Origin of the sequence: Streptomyces sp. NBC_01431, from assembly GCF_036231355.1 — a bacterium.
Lineage (GTDB): Bacteria > Actinomycetota > Actinomycetes > Streptomycetales > Streptomycetaceae > Streptomyces.
The window spans coordinates 2,546,726-2,567,933 of record NZ_CP109496.1; the positions used below are offsets into that span (position 1 = coordinate 2,546,726).

Sequence of the window (21,208 nt, forward strand, 5' to 3'; positions counted from 1 at the left end):
GTTTGGGGAAGGGGCGGGGTGGGGCCCTCCGGGGTCTGGGGCAGAGCCCCAGGGGGTTGCATCCCCCGGCATGCCGAAGGGGCGGCCCCCACCGGTCACCTCACCGGCAGGGGCCGCCCCTTGGCAGAGACGGAGGGCTCAGCCCTCCACGCCCAGCCTCTCCAGGATCAGCTGCTTGACGCGGGCCGCGTCGGCCTGGCCCCGCGTGGTCTTCATGACCGCACCGACCAGTGCGCCGACCGCCGCCACCTTGCCACCCCGGATCTTGTCCGCGATCGCCGCGTTGCCCGCGATGGCCTCGTCCACGGCCGCACCCAGCGCACCCTCGTCCGAGACGACCTTCAGGCCGCGCTTCTCGACGACCGCGTCCGGGTCGCCCTCGCCCGCGAGAACACCCTCGATAACCTGGCGAGCCAGCTTGTCGTTCAGGTCACCGGCGGCCACCAGCGCCGCGAGACGGGCGACCTGCGCCGGGGTGACGGGCAGCTCCTCCAGGGATACGCCCTGCTCGTTGGCGTTGCGGGCCAGCTCGCCCATCCACCACTTGCGGGCGGCAGCGGCATCCGCACCGGCCTCGATGGTGGCGACGATCGGATCGACCGCACCGGCGTTGAGCATCGACTGCATGTCGTGCTCGGAGACGCCCCACTCCTCGCGGAGCCGGTTGCGGCGCACCCGCGGCATCTCGGGAAGCCCGGAGCGCAGCTCCTCGACCCACGCGCGGGCGGGAGCCACCGGAACCAGGTCCGGCTCGGGGAAGTACCGGTAGTCCTCGGCGTTGTCCTTGATTCGGCCCGAGGTGGTGGAGCCGTCATCCTCGTGGAAGTGCCGGGTCTCCTGCACGATCGTGCCGCCGGAGGACAGCACGGCCGCGTGCCGCTGGATCTCGAAGCGGGCCGCCCGCTCCACCGACCGGAGCGAGTTGACGTTCTTCGTCTCCGAACGGGTGCCGAACTTCTCGACGCCGTGCGGGCGCAGCGACAGGTTCACGTCGCAGCGCATCTGGCCCTTGTCCATCCGGGCCTCGGAGACGTCGAGCGCCTTGATGACCTCGCGCAGCTCGGCCACGTACGCCTTGGCGACCTCGGGCGCGCGCTCGCCCGCGCCCTCGATCGGCTTGGTGACGATCTCGATGAGCGGGATGCCCGCGCGGTTGTAGTCCAGGAGCGAGTGCGAGGCGCCGTGGATGCGGCCCGTCGCGCCACCGACGTGCAGCGACTTGCCGGTGTCCTCCTCCATGTGGGCCCGCTCGATCTCCACGCGGAAGATCTCGCCGTCCTCCAGCTGGACGTCCAGATAGCCGTTGAAGGCGATCGGCTCGTCGTACTGCGAGGTCTGGAAGTTCTTCGGCATGTCCGGGTAGAAGTAGTTCTTCCGGGCGAAGCGGCACCACTCGGCGATCTCGCAGTTCAGCGCGAGACCGATCTTGACGGCCGACTCGACGCCGATCGCGTTGACGACCGGGAGCGAGCCGGGCAGGCCGAGGCAGGTGGGGCAGGTCTGCGAGTTGGGCTCGGCGCCCAGCTCGGTCGAACAGCCGCAGAACATCTTGGTTTTGGTGCCGAGTTCGACATGGACCTCAAGGCCCATGACGGGGTCGTACGACGCGAGGGCGTCCTCGTACGGGACCAGATCAGTGACGGTCACGGTGAAAAACTTCCCTCTCAGCCCAACAGGACGTCGTCGTCACCGATGCGCTTGAGCTCGCGCAGCAGGATGGCGACACCGGTGGCGATGGCGGCGGCGGAGACGACGGCGTCGATCAGCTTCAGCGTGTCGTTCTCGGTGCGGGCCTTCTTGGCCTGCTTGACGACGCTGATGGCACCGAAGGCGGTGGTGCCGATGGACAGGTACGTACCGGCCTTGGACTTCTTGAAGCCTTTGGCCTTGGTCAGTGCACTCACAGCGACGGAGCCTCCTCAAGCAGCGGATGACCCCACTTTTCCACGAAGGCTGCCTCGACGGCGGCGCCCACCTTGTACAGGCGGTCGTCCTTCATGGCGGGGGCGATGATCTGCAGCCCGACCGGCAGCCCGTCCTCCGGCGCGAGGCCGCAGGGCAGCGACATGGCGGCGTTGCCCGCCATGTTGGTCGGGATGGTGCACAGGTCGGCGAGGTACATCGCCATCGGGTCGTCGGCGCGCTCGCCGATCGGGAAGGCGGTGGTGGGCGTCGTCGGCGAGACGATGACGTCGACCTGCTCGAAGGCCTTCTCGAAGTCCCGGGTGATGAGCGTGCGGACCTTCTGGGCCGAGCCGTAGTACGCGTCGTAGTAGCCGGAGCTCAGGGCGTACGTACCGAGGATGATGCGGCGCTTGACCTCGTCGCCGAAGCCGGCCTCGCGGGTCAGTGCGGTGACGTCCTCGGCGGACTTCGTGCCGTCGTCGCCGACCCGCAGGCCGTAGCGCATGGCGTCGAAGCGGGCCAGGTTGGAGGAGCACTCCGACGGCGCGATCAGGTAGTACGCGGAGAGCGCGAGGTCGAAGGACGGGCAGTCCAGCTCGACGATCTCGGCGCCGAGCGACGTGAGCAGCTCGACCGACTCGTTGAAGCGCTGGACGACGCCGGCCTGGTAGCCCTCGCCGGAGAACTGCTTGACGACGCCGACGCGCATGCCCGCGACCGAGCCGTTGCGGGCGGCCTCGACGACCGGCGGGACCGGCGCGTCGATGGACGTCGAGTCGAGCGGGTCGTGCCCGGCGATGACCTCGTGCAGCAGCGCCGCGTCCAGGACGGTGCGGGCGCAGGGCCCACCCTGGTCGAGGCTGCTGCTGAACGCCACCATGCCGTAGCGGGAGACCGCGCCGTAGGTCGGCTTGACGCCGACGGTGCCGGTGACAGCGGCGGGCTGGCGGATCGAGCCGCCGGTGTCCGTGCCGATGGCGAGCGGCGCCTCGTAGGAAGCGAGGGCGGCGCTGGAACCGCCACCCGAACCGCCCGGAATGCGAGTCAGGTCCCACGGGTTGCCGGTCGGCCCGTACGCGCTGTTCTCTGTGGAGGACCCCATGGCGAACTCGTCCATGTTGGTCTTGCCGAGGATCACGACGTCGGCGTCCTTGAGGCGCTTGGTGAGCGTCGCGTCGTACGGCGGGATCCAGCCTTCGAGGATCTTCGAGCCGACGGTGGTCGGGATGCCCTCGGTGGTGAAGATGTCCTTCAGCGCCAGCGGCACACCGGCCAGCGGGCCGAGCTTCTCGCCCGCCGCGCGCTTGGCGTCGACGGCGCGGGCCTGCGCGAGCGCGCCCTCACGGTCGACGTGCAGGAAGGCGTGGACCTTCTCGTCCACGGCCTCGATGCGGGCCAGGTGGGCCTCGGTGACCTCGACCGCGGTGAGCTCGCCGGCCGCGATCTTGGCGGCGATCTCGGCCGCCGTGAGCTTGATGATGTCCGTCATGGTGATTAGTCCTCCCCCAGGATCTGCGGCACCTTGAAACGCTGCTGCTCCTGGGCCGGGGCGCCGGAGAGCGCCTGCGCGGGGGTGAGCGACGGACGGACCTCGTCCGCGCGCATGACGTTGGTCAGCGGCAGCGGGTGGGAGGTCGGGGGTACGTCTTGGTCGGCGACCTCGGAGACGCGGGCGACCGCGCCGATGATGTCGTCGAGCTGTCCGGCGAAGTGGTCGAGCTCTTCGCCCTTCAGCTCCAGACGCGCCAGCCGGGCGAGGTGGGCGACCTCCTCGCGCGTAATGCCAGGCATGCAGCGATCCTCAGGGGTGAGTGAGTGTGGTTTGGGCCCAATCCTATGGGGCGCGGCACCCACACCACGAAACGGATTACCCGCTCACCCTCGGTCACCGCCCCGGCGCCGGTCCCCCGGCCCCCGTCCGGCGCGCGCCCGGCCCGCGCCGCCGACCCGGCTCATGCCTCGCACCGTGCGTGCTTCCGGGCCCCTCCGGGGTTTGGGGCGCATCCCCCGCCGGACCCCGCGGGGCTCACTGGACGGGCTGGCCGGAGTTGTGGTCGGCCTCGGCTTCCGCCCGCGCCGCCGCGGCGGCCGCTATCTCGGCGGGCCGGTGCCAGCCGGAGTCGCCCCGGGCCAGCAGCCACGCCGTCGCCTCGGCCGGCGGCATCGCCGCGGCCACCAGCCACCCCTGCACCGCATCACAGCCCAGGTCCCGCAGCCGCTCCCACGTCTCGTCGTCCTCGACGCCTTCCGCGACCACCAACAGGCCGAGGGAATGGGCGAGATCGACGGTGCAGCGCACGATTTCCGCGTCCTCGTTGTCGACGGCGAGCCGGGCGACGAACGAGCGGTCGATCTTGAGCTCGCTGACCGGCAGCCGCCGCAGATGCACCAGTGACGAGTACCCCGTACCGAAGTCGTCGAGCGACATCTTCACTCCGTGGGCGGTGAGCCCGGCCAGGGTGTCCGCTGCGCGCTGCGGGTCCTCAAGGAGGACGTGTTCCGTTATCTCCAACTGGAGCGCACCGGCCGGGACGCCGTACCGGGCCAGCCGGGCCGCGACGGACCCCGCGAAGCCCGGCGTGTGGACGTCGCGCGGGGAGACGTTGACGGCGACCGGCACGTTGAGACCCTGCGCGCGCCACCGCGCCACCTGGGCGAGGGCGGTGTCCAGGACGTACTCGGTGAGGTGCGGCATCAGACCGCTGGACTCGGCGATGGCGATGAACTCGTCGGGAGGGACCCGCCCACGCTCCGGGTGCACCCAGCGCACCAGTGCTTCGAGCCCGGCCACCTGGCCATCGAACTGGACCTTCGGCTGGTAGTGCAGCTCCACGTCGCCGGCGTCCAGCGCCCGCCGCAGATCGCCCAACAGGCCCAGACGGTCAGGGGTGTTGGAGTCCCGCTTGGACTCGTACACCTCCACGCCCGTACGGTCCCGCTTGGCCTGGTACATGGCGACGTCGGCCCGGCGCAGTAGCCCCTCGGCGTCCAGCGCGTGGTCGGGAAAGAGCGCGACGCCGGCGCTGGCCTCCAGGACGAGGGTCAGCCCGTCCAGGTCGAGCGGTGAGGACAGCTCCGCGACCAGGCCGCGGGCTATCCGCATGGCGCTGGTCGCGGAGTCGCAGACGGGCAGCAGCACGGCGAACTCGTCGCCGCCGAGCCGGGCCGCCTCGGCTCCGCGCGGCAGCGCGGTCTTGAGCCGTTCGGCTATCTGGAGGAGCAGGCGGTCTCCGGCGAGGTGTCCGAGGGTGTCGTTGACCGAGCGGAAGCGGTCGAGGTCTATCAGGACGAGCGCGGAACGGGTGCCGCCGCTCTCCGCCTCCTCCAGGGCCGTCCAGGTGCGTTCCAGGAGCCACTGGCGGTTGGGGAGACCGGTGAGCGGGTCGCGCAGCTGCTCCTCGGCGCGGGCGCGGGCGATCCACAGCGTCGAGTCGAGGGCGACGAGCGGCACCGCGAACAGCGGCAGCAGCACGGGCACCGACATGGCGACGACGCAGATCAGCGGGGCGATCCCGAGCAGCGCGACGGCCACGAGCCCCTGCCTGAGCAGGGCCGTGCGGGCGACCGTGGGCAGCCCGCCGCCGCGGGGGGCCAGCGCGCACCAGAGCATCATCCTGGTGATGAACAGATAGGTCCCGGCCGCAAGTACGACTTCGGGCACGGTGGTGATGCTCCATTGGGTGGGCCACCAGGGGTGCGCGACCGACGGCAGGACGCCGAACGCGGCCAGCACAAGGCCCGCGGCTCCTATGCCCAGGACGTCCACGGCGCCGTGCAGCAGGCCCTGACGCCAGCGGTTGCGGCGCGCTGCACCCACCAGGACCACCACCGCCAGGCTGACCAGCGCGGCCGGCAGCCAGCCGTACAGCAGCAGCACGGCGATGGTGAGGGCGGCTCCGGAGCCGGTGCCGCCCCACCAGCGCTCCCGGCCGAGCGCCACCAGGTGGCCCACGATCATGCCGGTGAGGACGGCCAGCGACCAGCCCGTGGTCCCGCTCGGGAACAGGGTGCCGCCTTCCTGTATGGCCCGGTAGAGGCCGGTGGCGAGGACTACGCCCGCGAGGCCGGTGACGACGGCCGTCAGCCTGGACGAAAAGCCCGTGAACCCGCGCAGCCTCACGGCCGGGGCGGTGCTCTCGGTCGGTTTCATTCCCGTCCCTCTCACAGCCGGCAGTGCCCGTGCACGCGATGGCCCCGATGTCATGCCACCACGGCTGCGTGCCTTCCCCAACATCTCGACCAGCAGGGGCCATCAGTCGTGCACGACAGGCGCACATCCCAACAGTAGGCCGCAGAAGGCTCTGCCGGGCAGCGGTCTACAGCTCTTGCCCGAATGCGACCCAGCCACCCACATCGGTCTGCTATGCGCCGAACGGGTGACTCCGTGCAGCCTCCAGGCCCCCTGTTACTACCCTCCTTTGTGTCTCATTCCCCCTCTTGGGCGGTGGGCATCGCGGCTTCTCTTGCCGCGTCGGGCCCTTGTTCCAGCAGAATCGCGAAACCGTCCTCGTCCAGAACCGGAACCTTCAGCTGCATCGCCTTGTCGTATTTCGAACCAGGGCTGTCGCCGACGACAACGAACGATGTCTTCTTGGAAACGGAACCGGTGACTTTGGCGCCCCTGCTCTGTAGGGCCTCTTTCGCGCCATCTCTGGTGTGGCGCTCAAGAGTTCCGGTCACCACGACCGTGAGGCCCTCCAGCGGACGCGGTCCCTCGTCCTCGCCGGTGCTCTCGTCCTCCATGCGGACGCCCGCGGCCTTCCACTTGCGCAGGATCTCCTGGTGCCACTCCTCGCCGAACCACTGCTTGAGGGAGGCCGCGATGATTCCGCCGACGCCTTCCACCGCGGCGAGTTCCTCTTCACTGGCCTGTTCAATGCGGTCGATGGAGCGGAACTCGCGGGCCAGCGCCTCGGCCGCGACCGGGCCGACGTGGCGGATGGAGAGTCCGGTGAGGATGCGCGCGAGCGGGCGCTCCTTGGCCGCCGCGATGTTCTCCAGCATGGAAACGGCGTTCTTGCGCGGCTCGCCGTTCATGTTGGCGAAGACCAGAGCGGTCTTCTCCTCGCCCGTCTTGGGATCGCGCTTGGGCAGCCCGCTGTCCTGATCGAGGACGTACGCCCTGATGGGCAGGAGCTGTTCCATGGTGAGGTCGAAGAGGTCGCCCTCGTCGAGCAGCGGCGGCGCGGAGGGCTCCAGCGGCTTGGTGAGGGCGGCTGCCGCGACGTATCCGAAGTTCTCGATGTCGAGGCTCTTGCGTCCCGCGAGGTAGAAGAGGCGCTCGCGCAACTGGGCGGGGCAGGACTGGGCGTTGGGGCAGCGGAGGTCGATGTCGCCCTCCTTCATCGGACGCAGAGCGGTCCCGCATTCCGGGCACTCGGCGGGCATCTCGAAGGGGTACTCGCTGCCGTCCCGCAGGTCGGCTACGGGGCCGAGGATCTCCGGGATGACGTCTCCGGCCTTCCTCAGCACCACGGTGTCGCCAATGAGGACGCCCTTGGCCTTCACCACGTCCTGGTTGTGGAGCGTGGCGAACTCGACCTCGGAGCCGGCGACGGTGACCGGCTCGACCTGTGCGTAGGGGGTGACGCGGCCGGTGCGGCCCACGCCCACGCGGATGTTGACGAGTTTGGTGTTGACCTCTTCGGGCGCGTACTTCCAGGCGATCGCCCAGCGCGGGGCGCGCGCGGTGGAGCCGAGGCGGCCCTGGAGCGGGATCTCGTCCAGCTTGACGACGACGCCGTCGATCTCGTGCTCCACCACCGAGTGGCGGTTCTCGCCCATGTACGCGATGAACTCCCGCACTTCTTCGAGGGAGTTGACCACCTTGTTGTGCTCGGCGGTCGGCAGTCCCCACTCGCGCAGCAGTCCGTACGCCTGCGAAAGGCGGTCGATGTCGAAGCCCTCGCGGGCGCCGATGCCGTGCACCACCATGTGCAGCGGGCGGGTCGCGGTGACCTTGGGGTCCTTCTGGCGCAGTGAACCGGCGGCCGCGTTGCGCGGGTTGGCGAACGGCTTGTCGCCCGCTTCGACCAGTCGTGCGTTGAGACCTTCGAAGGCCTCCATGGGGAAGTAGACCTCGCCGCGGATCTCTACGAGGGCCGGGATGCGGTCGCCCTTGAGGCGGCCCGGAATGTCGGCGATGGTGCGCACGTTGGGCGTGATGTCCTCGCCGGTGCGGCCGTCGCCGCGGGTGGCCGCGCGGGTCAGCCTGCCGTGCTCGTACGTCAGGTTCACGGCGAGGCCGTCGACCTTCAGCTCGCACAGGTAGTGGTAGTCGGCGGTGCCGACGTCCTTGGCGATCCGCTCGGACCAGGCCGCCAGTTCCCCGTCGTCGAAGGCGTTGTCCAGGGACAGCATCCGCTCGCGGTGCTGGACCGAGGCGAAGTCGGTCTCGTAGGCGCCCGCGACCTTCTGGGTGGGCGAGTCGGGCGTGCGCAGCTCGGGGTACTCGTCCTCCAGGGCCTCCAGCGAGCGCAGCAACTTGTCGAAGTCACCGTCGCTGATGACCGGTTGGTCCTTCACGTAGTACCGGAAGCGGTGCTCCTCGACCTGCTCGGCGAGGAGCCCGTGCTTCTCCCGTGCCTGTGCGGGCACCGCTGCGTTCTGTTCGGCAGCCACCGTCATGTCCTCCCGTTTCCCGTCTTCCCCGTCACTCAGGGTTGTCCGCGAGCGATCTCGCCGCCCGGACGCAGTGGGCGAGCGCCGCCCGTGCGTAGGCCGGGGAAGCACCCGCGAGACCGCAGGACGGGGTGATCACCACGGACTCGCCCAGAGTCCCCGGATTCAGCCCCAGCCTGCGCCACAGCGTCCTGACTCCCATGACGCTACCGGCAGGGTCTGACAATGGGCCGTCGGTGGTGGGCACGACTCCGGCGAAGAGCTTGGTGCCGCTCTCGGCAGCTTCACCGAGCTGCTCGTCGTCACGCTCGGTGAGTAGGGAGAAATCGAACGAAACCCCGGCCGCGCCAGCTCTGCGCAGCAGCGCGAACGGTACGTCGGGGGCGCAGGAGTGGACGACGACGGGTCCGTCGTGCACGGCCACGACATCCCTGAGCGCGGCCTCCACGACCTGGCGGTCGACGGCCCGGTGGGTGCGGTATCCGCTGGCGGTACGGATCTGCCCGCGCAGCACCGCGGTCAGCGAGGGCTCGTCCAGCTGGAGCACGATGCGGGCTCCGGGCACCCGGCGGCGTACGTCGGCGAGATGGTCGCGCAGGCCCTCGGCGAGAGAACCGGCGAGGTCGCGGCAGGCCCCGGGGTCGCCGAGGGAGAGCTCGCCGCTCCTGAGTTCCAGGGCGGCGGCCAGCGTCCAGGGCCCGACGGCCTGCACCTTCAGCGGCCCGGTGTAGCCCTGGGCGAACTCCTCCAGGGCGTCCAGGTCCTCGCCGAGCCAGGACCTGGCCCGGCGGGTGTCGCGGCCGGGCCGGTCGCTGACCCGCCAGCCGCTGGGCTCCACGTGTCCGTACATCTCGACGAGCAGGCCGATGGTCCGGCCGATCATGTCGGCGCCGGGCCCCCGCGCGGGCAGCTCGGCGAGGTGGGGGAAGTCGCCGGCCGCCCCGTCGGCGCCGATCAGCGAGCCGGTGACGGTCTTCGCGGCCTCCCGGGCGTCGCCGCCCGGCATGGAACCGACCCCGGTGGCGGGACCCCAGGGGAAAATGCTCTGTTCGCTCACCCCGGAAGCGTACGCAACCGGGCGCGGGGCCCGGCCGGGGCGGCTACTTGCCGGGGCGCACGGTGAGGTCGTTGACCTCGGCGTCGGCCGGCAGGTCGATCGCCATGACGATGGTGGTGGCCACCGACTCGGGGTCGATGAACTTCGCCGGGTCGTACTCCTTGCCCTCCTGCGAGTGCACCTTGGCCTGCATCGGGCTCGCGGTGCGGCCCGGGTAGACCGAGGTCACCCGGACGCCGGCGGCGTGTTCCTCGTGGCGCAGCGAGTCGGCGAGCGCCTTGAGACCGTGCTTGGACGCGGCATACGCACCCCATTCCGCATGGGCGTTGAGGCCGGCGCCGGAGTTCACGAAGACCACGTGGCCGCGCGAGGCCCGCAGTTGGGGCAGCATGTGACGGGTGATCTCGGCGGGCGCGATCAGGTTGACGTTGAGCTGCTGGTGCCAGGTCTTGGGGCGCAGCTCACCGACCGGGCCGAGGTCCACGATGCCCGCGATGTGCAGCAGCGAGTCGAGGTGGTCCGGCATGGGCTGCTTGTCGAAGGCCCAGGACAGGCGGTCGGGGTCGGCGAGGTCGCCGACGAGGGTGCGGGCGCCGGGGTAACGGGCCGCGAGCTCCTTGGCGCGTCCGGCGTCGCGCGCGAGCAGGATGAGCTCGTCACCGCGCTCGTGCAGCCGGCGCGCGACGGCCGCGCCGATGCCGGAACCGGCCCCGGTGATCAGATGAGTAGCCATGCCCGCCATGCTCGCACGGCCTACTGGATGCCGAGGGACTCCTCCAGATAGGCCAGCGCCGCCACGCCGTCCTCGGCGAAGAACACCAGGTCGGTGAGCGGAACGGGCAGAAAGCCCTCTTGCTCCATGCGGTGGAACTGCTGCTTGAGGCCGTCGTAGAAGCCCGCCGTGTTCAGCAGGACGACCGGCTTGGTGGTCTTGCCGTGCTTCTTCAGTTCAAGGATCTCGGTGGCCTCGTCAAGGGTGCCGGTCCCGCCCACCATGATCACTACGGCGTCCGACTTGGCGAGCAGGAGCGCCTTGCGCTCGGCCAGGTCGCCGGCGATGACCATCTCGTCGGCGTTCTCGCGGGCCTTGGCCGCCAAGAAGTCGACGGAGACCCCGACGAGGCGGCCGCCCGCCTCTTGCACTCCGTCGGCGACAACCTTCATGAGGCCGCTCTCGGAGCCGCCCCACACCAGGGTGTGCCCGCCCTTGCCGAGCAGTTCGGCGAACTCGCGCGCGGGGCGGGTGTAGCGCTCGTCAAGATCGGCCGCGGAGAGGAAGACGCAAATGTTCACCCGCCCACAGTAACGAGGGAAGAAGCGCGGCCCGGCGAGCGCTGCACCTCATATGACGACAGGACATCGCATCACCGTGGAACAGGGCACCGAGCACGTACGGGTCGTACGCGACGGGCAGGTGCTCGCCGAGAGCCGGCGTCCGCTGCTGCTGCGCGAGACGGGGCTCCCGGTCCGCTACTACCTTCCGCCCGAGGACGTACGCACCGACCTGCTGACTCCCTCGGACACCCACACCTACTGCCCGTTCAAGGGCACGGCCTCCTACTGGTCGCTGCCGGACGCCCCCGACCTCGTCTGGTACTACCCCGACCCCAAGCCGGATGTGGCCGAGATCAAGGACCACCTCTGTTTCTACGACGTGGAAACGGTCGGCTAGCTTGTCCGGTTCCCCTCACTTGTCAGGATGACGAGTTGGCGGGTCGCCCGGGTCATCGCGACATAGCGGTCGACGGCTCCTTCGATGCCCTCGCCGAACGACTGCGGGTCGACGAGGACGACCAGGTCGAATTCGAGCCCCTTGGCCAGTTGCGGGGACAGCGACCGGACGCGGGGCGTCGCACGGAACGCGGGATCGCCGATGACGCAGGCGATCCCGTCGGCGTGTGCGCCGAGCCAGGTGTCGAGGACCGAGTGGAGATCGGCCGCTGATCCATGGACGACGGGGAGGCCGCCGCCGCGGATGGAGGTCGGCACGTTGGCGTCCGGGAGCACGGCCCGGATGACCGGCTCGGCCTCCGCCATGATCTCTTGCGGCGTACGGTAGTTGACGCTCAGTGAGGCCACGCCGATCCGGTCGAGGCCGACCCGCTCAAGGCGTTCCTGCCACGACTCCGTGAACCCGTGCCGGGCCTGGGCGCGGTCCCCGACGATGGTGAAGCTCCTTGACGGGCACCGCAGCAGCAGCATCTGCCACTCCGCGTCGGTCAGTTCCTGCGCCTCGTCCACGACGATGTGCGCGAACGGGCCCGCGAGCAGGTCCGGTTCGGCGCCGGACAGTCCGCTCTCGTCGATCAGGGTGTCCTGAAGGTCGCGCCCGCGCAGCATCCCCAGCGCGCCCTCGCTCTCGTCGATCTCGACGTTCTGGAGCAGGTCGGAGATGACGTCGGCCCGGCGCGCGCGTTCGGCGGCGACGGCGGCCTCGTTGCGGCGCCTGCGCCGGGAGGCCTCCGGGTCACCGAGCCGCTGCCGTGCCGCGTCCAGGAGCGGCAGGTCGGACACCGTCCAGGCGTGGGCGTCGGCGCGCCGCAACCTGCGCACGTCGTCGGGGCCGAGCCAGGGAGCGCACATCCGCAGATAGGCGGGCACCGACCACAGGTCGCCGACGAGGTCGGCCGCTTCGAGCAGCGGCCACGCGCTGCCGAAGGCCGTGAGCAGCTCCCTGTTGTGCCGCAGTGACGTGCGCAGTTGGTCGTCCGGAGCGTCGCCGTCGTGCTTGTCCATCAGGATCGTCACCAGCTCCTCCAGGATCTGGTCGCGAGCCTCGTTGTGCGGGGTACCGGGCGCCGAGTCGAACGCCACGGCCCAGTCGTCGGCGCCCAGGTGGATGTCGGACCAGGGCGTCGTGACCGTCATCCCCTCGGTGGGCGGCTCCTCGTAGAACCGGACGGCCGTCTCGACCGCCTTCACCAGGTCCGCGGAGGACTTCAGGCGGGCCACCTCCGGGTCGGCCTCGATCGCCGCCGCGGCCCCCTCGGCGACAAGGTCCCGCAGGGTGCAGGTCTGTACGCCCTCCTCGCCGAGGCTGGGCAGGACGTCGGATACGTACGCCAGGTAGGGCTGGTGCGGTCCGACGAACAGCACGCCGCCGCGTCGGTGACCGAGGCGCGGGTCGGAGTGGAGGAGGTAGGCGGAGCGGTGCAGTGCGACGACGGTCTTGCCGGTGCCCGGACCGCCGTCGACGACGAGGGCGCCGCGCGATCCGGCGCGGATGACAGCGTCCTGGTCGGCCTGGATGGTGCCGAGCACGTCGCGCATCCGGGGCGACCGGTCGCTGCCCAGGCTTGCGATGAAGGCGGACTGGTCGTCGAGCGCGGCGTGCCCGGCGAACCCGTCCGCGGTGAACACCTCGTCCCAGTAGTCGCTGACCCGGCCGCGGGTCCAGCGGTACCTGCGTCGGCTCGCCAGACCCATCGGATTGGCATGGGTGGCCCCGAAGAACGGCTCGGCCGCGGGTGAGCGCCAGTCGAGGAGCAGCCTGTGGCCGGTGCTGTCCGTCAGGCCGAACCGTCCGACGTACACGGGCTCGGGGTCGTCCGCGCCGACCATGCGCCCGAGGCACAGGTCCAGACCGAAGCGGCGCAGTGCGCGCAGCCGGGACGTCAGCCGGTGGACCTCCATGTCCCGGTCCATCCCTTGGCGGCCGACGCCGCCGGGCGCCTTGAGTTCGGCGTCGAGGCGGTCGGACAGTTCGGCGATCGTCTGCTCCAGGCACTGCGCGACGGTCGCGAGGTGCTGGTCGTCGGCGGCGATCAGCGCGGGGTCGGCTTTGGGCGAGAGGCGTTCGGGAAGGTCGAACGCGCTGGTGGTCAGGGGGTTCACGGCATCAGCTCCGATGTGCGGCCGGGTACGGCCACGGCACGCGACAAGTGGGTCATGGGCACATGGGCGGGCCCGTGTTGGCGACGCCGACGTGGGTCGCGCCCACATGTGCCCTGGGCCCGGCGCGGGGATCACATAGGGATCGCAACCACACGCACCGGCCCGGGTTCGGCTACGCGGTCGTGGGTCACACCCACATGTGTCGGTCCACCCGCGGCTCGGCGTCGTCCCGCGACCTGAACGTAGACAACAGCACACGCATGTCGCGAACTCCCCCATTTCCGCAGGTTGTGGCCTCGGCCGATGATTCTGCGGCAGGTGGGGGGCCTTGCCGCAAGGCCCCCCGTGCGCTATATGTTGAGAGTGGAAAGGAGCGGGTACTCCCCTTTCCCTTTTTTTGTTTCCTTGTCCGGTCCGCCGAAGGCCGAAGACCTCCCCATACAGCGGTGACCCACCGCGCACATCAGGGCAGCGCGAACTCCGTTGTGAACACGACCAGTTGAGACATGACTGGTTGGGACGTGGCCAGTTGGGAAGGTGGCGCGCGCCAGGGCGCCCATGAGTGAGCGACCGCCGGAGATCTCCGAACAGTCGCCGTCCTGACGGTCGCGGCTAGACCGCTGCCGCGGCCCGCCGCGTCGTCGCGATCGTCGCCGAGCCCACCACGCGCGTGCCGTCGTACAGCACGATCGCCTGGCCGGGAGCCACGCCGCGGACCGGCTCGGCGAAGCGCACCTGGAGTTCGCCGTCGATCAGCTCGGCGGTGACCTCGGTCTCGCCGCCGTGGGCGCGCAGCTGCGCAGTGTACGTGCCGGGGCCGGCCGGGGCCGTGCCGCACCAGCGGGGCTTGATCGCGCCGAGGGCGGTGACGTCGAGGGCCTCGACGGGGCCGACCGTCACCGTGTTGTTGACCGGCGAGATGTCGAGGACGTAGCGGGGCTTGCCGTCGGGCGCCGGGTGACCGATGCGCAGGCCCTTGCGCTGGCCGATGGTGAAGCCGAAGGCGCCCTCGTGGCTGCCGATCCGCGCACCGGACTCGTCGACGATGTCGCCCTCCGCCTTGCCCAGGCGGTCGGCGAGGAAGCCCTGGGTGTCGCCGTCGGCGATGAAGCAGATGTCGTGGCTGTCGGGCTTCTTGGCGACGGCCAGGCCCCGGCGCTCGGCCTCGGCGCGGATCTCGTCCTTGGTGGTGAGGGTGTCACCGAGCGGGAACATCGCGTGGGCGAGCTGGCGCTCGTCCAGGACGCCGAGCACGTACGACTGGTCCTTGGCCATGTCGGAGGCGCGGTGCAGTTCGCGGCTGCCGTCCTCGTTCAGGACGACGGTGGCGTAGTGGCCCGTGCACACCGCGTCGAAGCCGAGCGCGAGGGCCTTGTCGAGCAGCGCCGCGAACTTGATCTTCTCGTTGCAGCGCAGGCACGGGTTCGGGGTGCGGCCCGCCTCGTACTCGGCGATGAAGTCCTCCACGACGTCCTCGCGGAAGCGCTCCGCCAGGTCCCAGACGTAGAAGGGGATGCCGATGACGTCCGCGGCGCGGCGGGCGTCGCGGGAGTCCTCGATGGTGCAGCAGCCGCGGGCTCCGGTGCGGAAGGACTGCGGGTTGGCGGAGAGCGCCAGGTGCACACCGGTGACGTCGTGCCCCGCCTCGGCGGCGCGGGCGGCGGCGACGGCGGAGTCCACGCCGCCGGACATGGCGGCGAGCACCTTGAGCGGGCGCTGGGGGGTCGTCGGCTGCGTCATCGGGGAAGGCGAGGTCTCAGTCATAGCTTCACCAGGGTACGTGGCATCGGGAACCGCGGGCGCGGGAGTATCCGTTGTCATCGTGAGGGGCTTCAAGGGGAGCGGTACGGGGAGCGACGGGGGCGGGGCGGATGGCGGTGAGTCGCAGGGGGTTACTGATCGGCGGCGGGGTGGTGGCGATCGGGACGATCGGCTACCTGAACGCGCCGGCGGCACGGCCGCAACGGCCCCGCAAGGCCGGCGCCGTGGACTACGCGGGCGCCGACTGGGTGGCGGCCGCGTCGGCGAACTGGCGGCGGGCGAACCGGCCGGACGACTTCGCCGTCGACCGGGTGGTGATCCATGTCGTGCAGGGCAATTATCAGACCGCCCTTCAGGTGTTCCAGGACCCGGATCACGGGGCGGCGGCGCACTATGTGGTGCGTAAGGACGGGCACCTGGCGCAGACCGTCCGCGAGCTTGACGTGGCCTTCCACGCGGGCAACCGGAAGTACAACGAGCGCAGTGTCGGCATAGAGCACGAGGGGTTCGTGGACGAGGCGTCGTCCTTCACGGACGCCATGTACGCGTCCTCGGCGCGGCTCACGGCAGCGATATGCGCCCGCTACCGCATGGCCGTGGACCGGACCCACATCATCGGGCACGCGGAGGTGCCCGGGACCGATCACACCGACCCGGGTCCGCACTGGGACTGGGACCGCTACCTGCGCCTGGTCGGAGCGGCCCACGCGACCCCCTGACCGGCCGACCCCGGACTGACGGCCGCGCGGGCGGGGGCCGCGGACTGCGAGCCTGTGGACTGCGGGCACACGGCTTGCGGACTGCGGGTACCCGGGCTTGCGGGCTGCGCCAGCTGCGGCATGCCCACCACCAGATTGCGGACATGCGGGCTGCCCGCGGCGGGCTTGCCGACCGGAGGTTCGGGTTTGCGAGCCGCGACCTACGGACTTGCGGACCGACTGGGACCGGCTGACGACCGACTGCGGGCCGCCGGCTGAGGTCCGCTCAGACCAGGCCTGCGGTGCGGGCGCGTTCGACGGCGGGGCCGATCGCTGCGGCGACCGCTTCGATGTCGGCTTCGGTGGAGGTGTGGCCGAGCGAGAAGCGCAGGGTGCCGCGGGCCAGGTCGGGGTCGGTTCCGGTGGCGAGCAGGACGTGGCTGGGCTGGGCGACGCCCGCGGTGCAGGCCGAGCCGGTGGAGCATTCGATGCCCTGCGCGTCGAGCAGCAGGAGGAGGGAGTCGCCTTCGCAGCCGGGGAAGGTGAAGTGGGCGTTGGCGGGCAGCCGGCCCGCCGGGTTCGGGTCGCCACCGAGGATCGCGTCGGGCACGGCCTTGTGCACGGCCGCAACGAGCCGGTCGCGCAGTGCGCCGATGTCGCGGGCGAAGGCGCCGCGCCGTTCGGCGGCGAGCCGGCCGGCGACCGCGAACGCGGCGATGGCGGGGACGTCGAGGGTGCCGGAGCGCACGTGCCGCTCCTGACCGCCGCCGTGCAGCACGGGTACGGGGGTGTACTCACGGCCGAGGAGCAGCGCGCCGATGCCGTACGGGCCGCCGATCTTGTGGCCGGAGACGGTCATCGCGGCGAGCCCGGAGGCGGCGAAGTCGACGTCGAGCTGACCGAAGGCCTGCACGGCGTCGGCGTGCAGCGGGACGCCGAACTCCCGCGCCACCGCGGCCAGTTCGGCCACCGGCATGATCGTGCCGATCTCGTTGTTGGCCCACATGACGGTGGTCAGCGCGACATCGTCGGGGTTGCGCTCGATGGCTTCACGCAGCGCCTCGGGGTGGACCCTGCCGTACGGGTCGACGGGAAGGTACTCGACCCTCGCGCCCTCGTGCTCGCCGAGCCAGTGCACCGCGTCGAGCACGGCGTGGTGCTCGACGGGGCTGGCGAGCACGCGGACGCGGCGCGGGTCGGCGGCGCGGCGGGCCCAGTACAGGCCCTTGACGGCGAGGTTGTCGGCCTCGGTCCCGCCGGCCGTGAAGACGACCTCGCTGGGTCGGGCGCCGAGGGACTCGGCGAGCTCCTCACGGGCCTCCTCGGCGGTGCGGCGGGCCCGCCGTCCGGCGGCGTGCAGCGAGGACGCGTTGCCGGTGGCGGTCAGCTGGGCGGTCATCGCCCGGACCGCCTCCGGGAGCATCGGGGTGGTAGCGGCGTGGTCGAGGTAAGCCATGGTGGGCCCGATTCTACGAGCCGTGGCGGGCGGGCCGTGCCGCAGTTCCGGCCAGCGACCGAACTGAGGGTTCAGCCGTTGAGGCCCCAGGAGACGGTGTGGTCGGCCATGACCAGCGCGAGGAGCACGGCGAGATCGGCGACGCCGAGCGCGAGGCCCAGCAGGGCGCGCCCGCGGCGCTTGGTCCCGTAGTACAGGGAGAGCGAGGCGAGCACGATGGCGATGGGGCCGAGGACGATGTTCATCACGAGCAGGCCGAGCAGGCCGAGGACGAAGGCCGCGACGGCCATCCCGTCGGCGTCACGGTCCCGGGTGCGGCGGCGGATCACTGCGAGTTCCATGGTCAGGCCTTCCGGTTAGAGAAGCGCTCACGGGCGGCGAAGATCAGGAGCCAGAGGACGATGGCGCCGCCGACGGCAAGGGTGACCGCCACCGGGAGGTGCGCCGCTGAGCCCAGCACGACCCCCAGGAGGAGGAGGGCTGCGACGAGGAAAAGCATGACGTTCCTTTCCCATTGGTCCGACCGCCGGGTCAACCGGCTTTCGGAGTACGACTGTTCACTGACTACGCAGTCTAGTCTTCCCAAGTTCAGCGAACAGATGTTTACTGAGTGGTATGAGCCACACTCTCGGAATCCGGCAGGCCCAGAAGCAGAAGACCCGGCAGGCCCTCATGGACTCGGCGCTCCAGCTCCTGGAACACCAGAGTCTGAGCAGCCTCGGACTGCGCGAGGTCACCCGGGCCGTGGGGGTGGCGCCGGCCGCGTTCTACCGGCACTTCAAGGACACGGCCGACCTCGGGGTCGCGCTGGTCGACGCCGCGCTCGGCAGTCTGCACGACACGATCCGCGCGGTGATCGTCACGACCGGCTCGGGCGAGGAACGCATCGACCGGGCGGTCGCCTTGATCGGCGCCCATGTGCGCACGCACCCGGCGCACGTCCGCTTCATCGCCCGTGAGCGGCACGGCGGGGTGGCCCCGGTCCGCGAGGCCATCGGCGTACAGCTGCGGCGCTTCGCGGACGAGGTGGCCGAGGCGCTCGGCACGGACCCGGAGTCGGCGGGCTGGACGCGGGCGGACCTGCGCATGCTGGCCGGGGTCTACGTCGACCACATGGTGATGACGGCGTCGGCCCTGCTGGAAGGCAACGAGGAAGGCCATGAAGAGGCCGTCCTCACCACAGCCCGCGCGCAGCTCCGCCTGGTCGCGCTGGGCCGCCGCCACTGGCTGGACTAAGGGGTGACGACTAAGGCGTGACCCCCGGGCCGGCGGCGTACAGCCGGACCAGTTCGGCGGCCGCCTCGGCCATGACCTTCCGGGCGGCGGGCGGCTCAAGGACCTCAAGGCTCTCGCCGAAGCTCAACAGCTGGCGAACGGCGCGCAGTTCGGTGACCGCGAGCTCCACGGTGGCCCACTCCCCCGCCGCATCCGGCTCGGGCCGGGCGGTCAGCTGCGCGCCATGGAGGCGTACGAACATGTCGAGGCGGTCGTCGCGCACCCGGGCGCGCACCAGGACCTCCGCGGGGCGCCGCTCGACCTGGCGGCGCAACTGCTCCCACACATCAACGAGTTCGGCCCCGCGCCTGCGCCGCACCGGCTCGTCGGTCAGCGTGGCGGACCGGACCCGCTCGGCGCGGAACAGCCGGGGCGCGCCGCGGTGGTCGGCGACGAGGTACCAGACACCGGCCTTCACGACGAGTCCGTACGGGTCGACGGTGTACGTGTTGGGCGTCTTCGCCCCGCTGTGCCGGTAGCGCAGCCGCAGGCGGCGGTCGGCGAAGACGGCGGTGTTGAGCACGTCGAGGTCGACCGCGGGGGCGGCCGTACGCATCCATCGCTCGGGGTCGACGAGGATGCGACGGCTGGTCAACTCCGCGGCGGGGCGATGCGGTTCGGGCAGCGCGGCCATGACCTTGCGCAGGGCCGAGCCGAGCGCGTCGTCGAGCCCCAGGGCGGTGTGCGCGCCCTGGGCGGCCAGGACGAACAGGGCGCGGGACTCGTCCGCGGTGAGCCCGGTGACGTCCGTGCGGTAGCCGGGGAGGAGGGCGACGCCGCCGTGGCGGCCGCGCTCGGTGTAGACGGGGACGCCGGAGGCCGAGAGCGCCTCGATGTCGCGGTAGACGGTCCGTACGGAGACGTCGAGGCGGTCGGCGAGTTCGGTGGCGGGGACGAGGCCGCGGGTCTGGAGCAGGAGGAGGATCGAGAGCAGCCGGTCGGATTTCACGGCCCCAGGATGCCCGAGCGGAGATCTTCGCCCGCCCCGAGTTCCCCGTCAGCCCCGGGGCGCCCGCGCCAGTTGGCGGGACTGGGCCACCAGGCGGTCTGCGGTGTCCCAGACTTCGGCGTCCTCCTCCAGGAAGCCGCCTGCCAGGTTCCGCGTCGTGATGGACACCCGCAGCGGGCCCGGTGCCGGCCGGCACCGGATGTGAGTGGTCAGTTCGACCGTGGGCGTCCAGCCCTGCAGCCCGAGCTCGAAGGAGGTCGGCGGCAGCGCGTCCACCGTGAGCAGCAGCGAGAGCGGATCGGCGTCGCGGCCGTCCGCGAGCCCGAACCACCCGCGCATCTCGCCCTTCCCGGACGGCGCGCCCACCGCCCAGCCGAGCGTCGTCGGGTCGAGCTTGAGCATGAGGCGGTCGGTGATCGCGGAGCTGCCGGGGATCGGCGGCCGGCTGCCGTCGGGGGCGTCCGTCGCGCCGATGCAGTGCGAGAGCGGCGGCATCGCGGGGGGCTTCGCCGTGGTGCGCACGTCGTCGGGGAGCGCGTCCAGGTCCCCGTACGAGGCGAGCACCCGGATGCGTTCGACCTCCGCGCCGTTCTCGTCGCGCTGGAAGAGCGAGGCCTGCCCGGTGGAGAGGGTGCGGCCGGCGCGCACCACCTCGGTACGGATGACGGCGGGCCCCGGCACCGACGGCGTGAGGTAGTGCGCGGAGACCGTGAACGGGTCCGGATGCGGCAGGGCGTCGCCGAGGGCGCGGCCGAGCAGTGCGAGGAGATAGCCGCCGTTGACGGCGTGGATGATGGTCCAGCCGGCCGAGAGCTCCGCGTCGTAGACCCCCGCCTCGCGCAGGGTGACGGCGGTGTCGCGGTCGAACTCGCTGTCCCCGATCGCGGCGGGGAGTACTGGTGACGATGCCTGTGCCATGCGCAGCACCGTACACCGATAAATTACTGAGCGGTAGCTTTTTGCGAGCCCGGGTGTCGGGCAGCCCCTACGACTCCTCCAGCGTCGAGCTCCGCCGGTGCCAGGCTCTCGGCGCCCGCCAGTGGTACTTGAGCGCGGCGATCCTCAGCAGGAACGCCGTGACCACCGCGACTCCGCTGGTCCCGGCGTTCAGCACGTCGAAGCGGATGAACAGGACCACCATCGTGGCGCCGACGATCGCGGGCACCGCGTACAGATCGCGGTCCCAGCGCAGCAGCGAGGGGACCTCGTTGGCGAGGACGTCGCGCAGCACGCCGCCGCCCACCGCCGTCGCCAGACCCAGCACCGCCGACGAGGTGAGCCCGAGGCCGTAGTCGTACGCCTTGATCGTGCCCGTCACGCAGAACAGGCCGAGGCCCGCGGCGTCGAAGACGTTGACCGCGTTCTGGGTGCGTTCGACCTCGGGGTGCAGGAAGAAGACGAGGGCGGTGGCGAGCAGCGGGCAGACGAAGTACCCGAGATCATTGAAGGCGGCCGGCGGGACGGCGCCGATGACGATGTCGCGGAACAGCCCCCCGCCCAGCGCGGTGACCTCGGCGAGCACCGCGATGCCGAACACGTCGAAGTTCTTGCGCACGGCGAGCAGGGCGCCCGAAATGGCGAAGACGAAGATTCCGACGAGGTCGAGCCAATGCTGGACGGAGGGACTGAACAGTTCGTGGAGCACCCGCCAT

General features: G+C 71.0%; 20 protein-coding genes. 3 read left to right on the forward strand and 17 right to left on the reverse strand.

Translation table 11 applies throughout. The features are described from left to right. Positions 1 to 138: 138 nt before the first annotated feature. The 9 genes from gatB to OG522_RS11635 form a co-directional block, all read right to left on the reverse strand. Positions 139 to 1,647: an Asp-tRNA(Asn)/Glu-tRNA(Gln) amidotransferase subunit GatB gene (gene gatB / locus OG522_RS11595; RefSeq protein WP_329462880.1), complete on the reverse strand. Its 1,509-nt coding sequence runs from the start codon at positions 1,645 to 1,647 to the stop codon at positions 139 to 141. A gap of 17 nt (positions 1,648 to 1,664) precedes the next feature. Next, the gene (locus tag OG522_RS11600; protein ID WP_120721241.1) at positions 1,665 to 1,904 is read right to left on the reverse strand and encodes a hypothetical protein; all 240 of its coding nucleotides are present in this window, start codon (positions 1,902 to 1,904) and stop codon (positions 1,665 to 1,667) included. Continuing rightward, positions 1,901 to 3,394 carry an Asp-tRNA(Asn)/Glu-tRNA(Gln) amidotransferase subunit GatA gene (gatA, locus tag OG522_RS11605; protein WP_329462881.1) on the reverse strand — a complete coding sequence of 498 codons (1,494 nt, stop codon included), beginning with the start codon at positions 3,392 to 3,394 and terminating at the stop codon, positions 1,901 to 1,903. The genes OG522_RS11600 and gatA overlap by 4 nt, the downstream gene beginning before the upstream one ends. 5 nt (positions 3,395 to 3,399) lie before the next feature. Then, complete coding sequence (gene gatC, locus OG522_RS11610) at positions 3,400 to 3,696, reverse strand: Asp-tRNA(Asn)/Glu-tRNA(Gln) amidotransferase subunit GatC (RefSeq protein ID WP_003966094.1); 297 nt, start codon at positions 3,694 to 3,696, stop codon at positions 3,400 to 3,402. A 235-nt stretch (positions 3,697 to 3,931) separates the two neighbouring features. Then, positions 3,932 to 6,055: a putative bifunctional diguanylate cyclase/phosphodiesterase gene (locus tag OG522_RS11615; protein WP_329462882.1), complete on the reverse strand. Its 2,124-nt coding sequence runs from the start codon at positions 6,053 to 6,055 to the stop codon at positions 3,932 to 3,934. Positions 6,056 to 6,330: 275 nt separating this feature from the next. Continuing rightward, positions 6,331 to 8,526, reverse strand: a complete 2,196-nt coding sequence (gene ligA, locus OG522_RS11620) for an NAD-dependent DNA ligase LigA (RefSeq protein ID WP_329462883.1) — start codon at positions 8,524 to 8,526, stop codon at positions 6,331 to 6,333. 31 nt (positions 8,527 to 8,557) lie between these two features. Then, complete coding sequence (locus OG522_RS11625) at positions 8,558 to 9,583, reverse strand: methionine synthase (protein WP_329462884.1); 1,026 nt, start codon at positions 9,581 to 9,583, stop codon at positions 8,558 to 8,560. A gap of 43 nt (positions 9,584 to 9,626) precedes the next feature. After that, positions 9,627 to 10,325, reverse strand: coding sequence for an SDR family oxidoreductase (locus OG522_RS11630; protein WP_329462885.1), 699 nt, complete (start codon positions 10,323 to 10,325; stop codon positions 9,627 to 9,629). Between the two features lie 11 nt (positions 10,326 to 10,336). Beyond that, positions 10,337 to 10,876, reverse strand: a complete 540-nt coding sequence (locus OG522_RS11635; protein ID WP_329462886.1) for a TIGR00730 family Rossman fold protein — start codon at positions 10,874 to 10,876, stop codon at positions 10,337 to 10,339. Between the two features lie 52 nt (positions 10,877 to 10,928). On the opposite strand from OG522_RS11635, the gene OG522_RS11640 reads away from it, so the two are divergent. Next, positions 10,929 to 11,255 carry a DUF427 domain-containing protein gene (locus OG522_RS11640; protein ID WP_329462887.1) on the forward strand — a complete coding sequence of 109 codons (327 nt, stop codon included), beginning with the start codon at positions 10,929 to 10,931 and terminating at the stop codon, positions 11,253 to 11,255. Here the strand turns inward: OG522_RS11640 and helR are convergent. Both helR and mnmA read right to left on the reverse strand, forming a co-directional pair. Next, complete coding sequence (gene helR / locus OG522_RS11645) at positions 11,252 to 13,417, reverse strand: RNA polymerase recycling motor ATPase HelR (protein ID WP_329462888.1); 2,166 nt, start codon at positions 13,415 to 13,417, stop codon at positions 11,252 to 11,254. The genes OG522_RS11640 and helR overlap by 4 nt on opposite strands. Positions 13,418 to 14,029: 612 nt before the next feature. Continuing rightward, entirely contained in the window at positions 14,030 to 15,157 is a 1,128-nt protein-coding gene (mnmA, locus tag OG522_RS11650) for a tRNA 2-thiouridine(34) synthase MnmA (RefSeq protein WP_329462889.1), read from the reverse strand. Positions 15,158 to 15,288: 131 nt separating this feature from the next. Between mnmA and OG522_RS11655 the strand changes: the two genes are divergently transcribed. After that, complete coding sequence (locus OG522_RS11655) at positions 15,289 to 15,897, forward strand: N-acetylmuramoyl-L-alanine amidase (RefSeq protein ID WP_329462890.1); 609 nt, start codon at positions 15,289 to 15,291, stop codon at positions 15,895 to 15,897. Between the two features lie 265 nt (positions 15,898 to 16,162). Here OG522_RS11655 and OG522_RS11660 read toward each other — a convergent pair whose 3' ends face one another. The 3 genes from OG522_RS11660 to OG522_RS11670 all read right to left on the reverse strand — a co-directional run bounded on the left by OG522_RS11660 (position 16,163) and on the right by OG522_RS11670 (position 17,831). Beyond that, entirely contained in the window at positions 16,163 to 17,332 is a 1,170-nt protein-coding gene (locus tag OG522_RS11660) for a cysteine desulfurase family protein (protein WP_329462891.1), read from the reverse strand. Between the two features lie 71 nt (positions 17,333 to 17,403). Then, positions 17,404 to 17,673 carry a DUF4190 domain-containing protein gene (locus OG522_RS11665; protein ID WP_329462892.1) on the reverse strand — a complete coding sequence of 90 codons (270 nt, stop codon included), beginning with the start codon at positions 17,671 to 17,673 and terminating at the stop codon, positions 17,404 to 17,406. A 2-nt stretch (positions 17,674 to 17,675) separates the two neighbouring features. Continuing rightward, positions 17,676 to 17,831 (reverse strand): hypothetical protein, encoded by a 156-nt coding sequence (locus OG522_RS11670; protein WP_329462893.1) that lies wholly within the window; start codon positions 17,829 to 17,831, stop codon positions 17,676 to 17,678. A gap of 116 nt (positions 17,832 to 17,947) precedes the next feature. Here OG522_RS11670 and OG522_RS11675 point away from each other — a divergent pair, with 116 nt between their 5' ends. After that, positions 17,948 to 18,568 carry a TetR family transcriptional regulator gene (locus tag OG522_RS11675; protein WP_329462894.1) on the forward strand — a complete coding sequence of 207 codons (621 nt, stop codon included), beginning with the start codon at positions 17,948 to 17,950 and terminating at the stop codon, positions 18,566 to 18,568. Positions 18,569 to 18,578: 10 nt separating this feature from the next. Here OG522_RS11675 and OG522_RS11680 read toward each other — a convergent pair whose 3' ends face one another. From OG522_RS11680 to OG522_RS11690, 3 genes are all read right to left on the reverse strand, one after another. Continuing rightward, a complete protein-coding gene (locus OG522_RS11680; protein WP_329462895.1) occupies positions 18,579 to 19,556 on the reverse strand; it encodes a helix-turn-helix transcriptional regulator in 978 nt (325 codons plus the stop codon). Between the two features lie 48 nt (positions 19,557 to 19,604). Beyond that, positions 19,605 to 20,474 (reverse strand): thioesterase family protein, encoded by an 870-nt coding sequence (locus tag OG522_RS11685; protein ID WP_329462896.1) that lies wholly within the window; start codon positions 20,472 to 20,474, stop codon positions 19,605 to 19,607. 67 nt (positions 20,475 to 20,541) lie between these two features. Next, a complete protein-coding gene (locus OG522_RS11690; protein WP_329462897.1) occupies positions 20,542 to 21,201 on the reverse strand; it encodes a trimeric intracellular cation channel family protein in 660 nt (219 codons plus the stop codon). Positions 21,202 to 21,208 lie beyond the last annotated feature (7 nt).